This is a genomic window from Roseateles sp. (genome assembly GCF_031397715.1).
Lineage (GTDB): Bacteria > Pseudomonadota > Gammaproteobacteria > Burkholderiales > Burkholderiaceae_C > Paucibacter_A.
Genome location: NZ_JANNMI010000326.1, coordinates 1 through 4,309 on the forward strand (window position 1 = coordinate 1; position 4,309 = coordinate 4,309).

At 65.0% G+C, this 4,309-nt stretch carries 6 protein-coding genes; 5 read left to right on the forward strand and 1 reads right to left on the reverse strand.

From position 1 onward, the window contains the following. The 5 genes from RMO57_RS14315 to RMO57_RS14335 all read left to right on the forward strand — a co-directional run. On the forward strand, nt 1–200 hold a 200-nt coding region (locus RMO57_RS14315), incomplete at its 5' end, for a 4Fe-4S dicluster domain-containing protein (RefSeq protein ID WP_310387712.1). A gap of 150 nt (nt 201–350) precedes the next feature. Then, a complete protein-coding gene (locus RMO57_RS14320; protein ID WP_310387713.1) occupies nt 351–668 on the forward strand; it encodes a VanZ family protein in 318 nt (105 codons plus the stop codon). An 88-nt stretch (nt 669–756) separates the two neighbouring features. Continuing rightward, complete coding sequence (gene egtB / locus RMO57_RS14325) at nt 757–2,013, forward strand: ergothioneine biosynthesis protein EgtB (protein ID WP_310387715.1); 1,257 nt, start codon at nt 757–759, stop codon at nt 2,011–2,013. After that, complete coding sequence (egtD, locus tag RMO57_RS14330; protein WP_310387717.1) at nt 2,010–2,969, forward strand: L-histidine N(alpha)-methyltransferase; 960 nt, start codon at nt 2,010–2,012, stop codon at nt 2,967–2,969. The genes egtB and egtD overlap by 4 nt, the downstream gene beginning before the upstream one ends. Nucleotides 2,970–3,107: 138 nt before the next feature. Continuing rightward, nucleotides 3,108–3,398: a hypothetical protein gene (locus tag RMO57_RS14335; RefSeq protein WP_310387718.1), complete on the forward strand. Its 291-nt coding sequence runs from the start codon at nt 3,108–3,110 to the stop codon at nt 3,396–3,398. Nucleotides 3,399–3,406: 8 nt separating this feature from the next. Here the strand turns inward: RMO57_RS14335 and fahA are convergent. Then, a partial coding sequence (gene fahA / locus RMO57_RS14340; RefSeq protein WP_310387721.1) for a fumarylacetoacetase occupies nt 3,407–4,309 on the reverse strand: 903 nt, incomplete at its 5' end.

Genomic DNA, 4,309 nt, shown 5'->3' on the forward strand with positions numbered 1-4,309 from the left:
CCAAGTTTGCCGGGCCGGAGGCGCGCTACTGCCCGGCCGGCGTGTACGAGTTCATCAAGACCGACGCCGGCGCCGACAAGCTGCAGATCAATGCGCAGAACTGCGTGCATTGCAAGACCTGCGACATCAAGGACCCGACGCAAAACATCGTCTGGGTCACACCCGAAGGCGGCGGCGGACCCAACTACGCCGGGATGTAAGGGCGGCGCTGGCGGGAGCCAGAGCGCGGCGACAATGCCGCGCAACCACACCGCAAGGCCGAACTTACCCGTTCATCCCCCATGTTCTCCACTTTTATACACACTGCCCTTGATTCAAGCCGGGCACGCCAGTTCTGGCGGCTCACGTTGATGCTCTTGCTGATCGCGATCAGCTATCTGGCCCTGACTCCCGCACCGCCCAAGGGCGTCGGCAGCAGCTGGGACAAACTCAATCACGCCATGGCTTTCGCCAGCTTGGCTTTTTGTGGCCACTGGAGTTTGAGCAGCGGGCGCCAGCGGTGGCTGGCCTTGCCGCTGGCGCTGTTGGCTTACGGCGGCGCCATCGAGTTGCTGCAATTGCAAATACCGGGGCGTGACGGCGAATGGGTCGACCTGCTCGCCGATGCCGTCGGCGCCACGCTAGGGCTGTGCGCAGCCGGCGCCTTAGGCACCCTGAAACGGGATTGACCCAGCGCAAAGGTCCACGTGCAGGCGTCATTAATTTAGGCTACCGTTCGCCAGCCGCGCCGCACAGCCCACCGGAGACCGATGCGTGATGATCCGAACCACCGAAGCCAGCACCCCACCCAACCTTGGCGAGCGCGCCGAACGCGCGGCCTTTTTAACGCGCCTGCAAGCCACCAGGCGCCACACCGAACTCTTGGCCGCGCCCTTGTCGGCCGAAGACCAAGCGCTGCAGTCGATGCCCGACGCCAGCCCTACAAAATGGCACCAAGCCCACACCAGCTGGTTCTTTGAGACGCTGGTGCTGCAGCCCTGGGCGCCCGGCTACGCAATTTTTGATGCGCGTTTTGCGCGGCTGTTCAACTCCTATTACGAGGCGCTGGGCGCGCGCCACCCGCGCACGCAGCGTGGCCTATTGAGCCGCCCCACGCTAACCGAGGTGCTGGCCTACCGCAACCATATTGACTTCGCCTTGGCGCAGTTTGTTTTGAACGCCGACACCGACAGCTGGAGCCAGACCCGCGCGATTTTGGAGTTAGGCCTGCAGCACGAACAGCAGCACCAAGAACTGATCCTGAGCGACATCCTGCATGCCTTCAGCGCCAGCCCCTTGGCCCCCGCCTATCGAACCGGGGCACCGGATCGATACGAGACCACCGCGTTGGAATGGCTGCAACACCCCGGCGGCTTGGTTCCTATCGGCGCGGCCCAAACCGGCTTTTCATTCGACAACGAGAGCCCGCGCCATCAGGTACAGCTGGCCGGCTTTGAGATCGCCAGTCGCCTGGTGAGCTGCGGCGAGTTCGCGGCCTTCATTGAGGACGGCGGCTATCGCCGGGCCGGCCTGTGGCTATCGGATGGCTGGGCGCTGGTGCAGGCACAGGGCTGGCAACACCCCGCCTACTGGCGCGCATCGGCCAAGCCCCAAGCTTGGCGCGTATTTGGTCTCGCCGGAGAACTGGCGCTGGATCCCAATGCGCCCGTCATGCAGCTGAGTTTTTACGAAGCGGCCGCCTATGCCGAATGGGCCGGCGCCCGGCTGCCGACCGAGTTTGAATGGGAAGCCGCGGCCGAGTTGGCCGGCATCAGCCAGCTCTATGAGCAGGCCTGGCAATGGACCCACTCCGCCTACCACCCCTACCCGGGCTTCAGGCCCTGGGCCGGCGCAGTCGGCGAATACAACGGCAAGTTCATGGTCGGGCAACTGGTGCTGCGCGGCGGCAGCCTGGCCACACCGGCGGGCCATGCTAGGCCCAGCTACCGAAATTTCTTCCCGCCGCAGGCTCGCTGGCAATTCAGCGGTCTGCGCTTGGCGCGTAACCTCGCCCCCTACCGAGACAAGACATGACCCTTGCACCGCTGTTGAAGGCCGTTAGCACAGAAGGTTTTGCCGCCGACCTGCACCATGCCCTGGCGCAAAGCCAGCGCAGTATTTCGCCCAAGTACTTTTATGACGAACAGGGTTCGGCCTTGTTCGAGCAGATCTGCGAGCTGCCCGAGTACTACCCCACCCGTACCGAATTGGCCCTGCTGCGCAAGCACGCGGCCGAGCTGGCCAATTTGATCGGGCCCCAGGCACAGCTGATCGAATACGGCGCCGGTGCACTGAGCAAGGTCCGGCTCTTGTTGGCGCAGTTGGAGCGACCGCAAGCCTTTGTGCCGATTGACATCTCGGGCCCGCATCTGCTGCAGGCCTGCGCCGCGCTGCAGGCCGACTACCCGTCGCTGAATATTCAGCCGGTGGTCGGCGACTTCAGCCGGGCAGTCGCCTTGCCAGCGCCGGCGCCGGCCGGGGGCCAGCGGGTCGGCTTCTTTCCAGGCTCCAGCATCGGCAACTTCACGCCCCCCGAGGCGCAAGCCTTCCTGGCCATGACGGCCGAGCAGTTGCGCGGCGGCGGCCTGTTGATCGGCGTTGACCTGATCAAGGATCCCGACCTGCTGCACGCGGCCTATAACGACAGCCAAGGTGTCACCGCCCGGTTCAATCTGAATCTGCTGGAGCGGGCGCGGTGCGAACTCGGCGCCCAATTCGCCGCCGACGGCTTTCGGCACAGTGCCTTTTATAACGCGCCATTGCAACGCATAGAAATGCATTTACTGAGCATGCGCCGCCAAGTCCTGCGCCTGCAGGGCTTGGACTATGTGTTCGAGGCCGGTGAGACCCTGCATACCGAAAATTCCTACAAATACAGCGTCGCCGGCTTTCAGGCGCTGGCCGAGCGGGCTGGCTTTCGGGCCGGGCCGGTCTGGACCGATGCGCACAACTGGTTCAGCCTGCATTGGCTGCAGGCGCCGGCGTCTTGATCGCTACTTGAGAGCTTCTTGAACGCGGGCTGAGCGAGGCTGTGGCAGGCCGAGCTGTCACCAAGGCTTCACACAAACCGGCAATGCTGCGCTTGCGGCACGTCGCCGTGACCCTTCATCTGAACGGAAGAGCAAGCCATGAGCAACGAGCAAACGCTGGACACCCCTGTGGACAATGCAGCACTTCTGCAGGACGAGTTCAACGACGAAGAGCTGGATTCGATCGGCGACCACCACCGCATGGCGGCTCACCATTTTTCGCTCGCTGCCGAGCACCACATCGCCGCCGCTGCCGCCGACGATGAAGGCGACGACGAAGCCAATGCCCGCCACGCCTACCTGGCCTACCGCCATCAGCTGAATGCGGTGCAATACGCCGAAATCGCCGCACTGGACAACGATTGCCTGGACGACGCGATCGAAGGCTGAGCAGCCCGTCAGTGCTGCGGCGCAGCCACCACCGTGGCCGCGCATTCACCAAAACCGATGCGGCGGGCGCCGTCCCTGACGGCGAAGGCGCGCAGGCTGACGCAGTCGCCATCGGCCAGGAAGCTGCGGGTCTCGCCGTTGGGAAGCGTGATCGGTTGCTTGCCGCCTTGGGTCAGTTCCAGCATCGAGCCGGCCTGATCGGGGCCGGGCCCCGACAACGTGCCCGAGCCGAACAGGTCGCCCGGCTGCAGGTTGCAGCCACCCACGGTGTGGTGGGCGACCAGTTGCGCCGGCGTCCAGTAGGCCGCCTCGCGCGTGTTGCCGCGGGTCAGCCGCACCGCGTCCTGGCCCGCCTCGCGCATCGCGGCGGTCTGCAGCCAGACCTCGAGCTCGATGTCGAGCGCTCCTTGCGCGCGGTCCTGCGCCGCATTGAGGTAATGCAGTGGTTCCGGGTCGCCGGCCGGCCGCACGAGCGGCGCGCGGAACGGCGCGAGTGCCTCCATCGTCACTACCCAGGGCGACAGCGTGCTGCCGAAATTCTTCGACAGGAAGGGCCCCAACGGCTGGTATTCCCAGGGCTGGATATCGCGCGCCGACCAGTCGTTGAACAGGGCCACGCCGAAAAGGTGCTGTTCGGCCTCGTCGATCGGAATCGGCTCGCCGAGCGGGTTGCCTGTCCCGACCAGAAAGCCGAGTTCGAGTTCGTAGTCCAAGCGCTGGCTGGGCCCGAACTGCGGTGTGTCGGCGCTGCCCTTGGTCTGGCCGAGCGGGCGACGAATAGGCGTGCCGCTGACCACGATGGACGAGGCGCGGCCGTGGTAGCCGATCGGCACCCACTTGTAGTTCGCCAGCAGAGGGTTGTCGGGGCGAAACAGCTTGCCCACCGTCGTTGCATGATGGATGCCGGTATA

What these genes read in the sequence shown, in the direction of transcription:
- RMO57_RS14320 (WP_310387713.1), top strand. Translation starts at nt 351, where the DNA reads ATGCTCTTGCTGATCGCGATCAGCTATCTGGCCCTGACTCCCGCACCG.
- egtB (WP_310387715.1), top strand. Translation starts at nt 757, where the DNA reads ATGATCCGAACCACCGAAGCCAGCACCCCACCCAACCTTGGCGAGCGC.
- egtD (WP_310387717.1), top strand. Translation starts at nt 2,010, where the DNA reads ATGACCCTTGCACCGCTGTTGAAGGCCGTTAGCACAGAAGGTTTTGCC.
- RMO57_RS14335 (WP_310387718.1), top strand. Translation starts at nt 3,108, where the DNA reads ATGAGCAACGAGCAAACGCTGGACACCCCTGTGGACAATGCAGCACTT.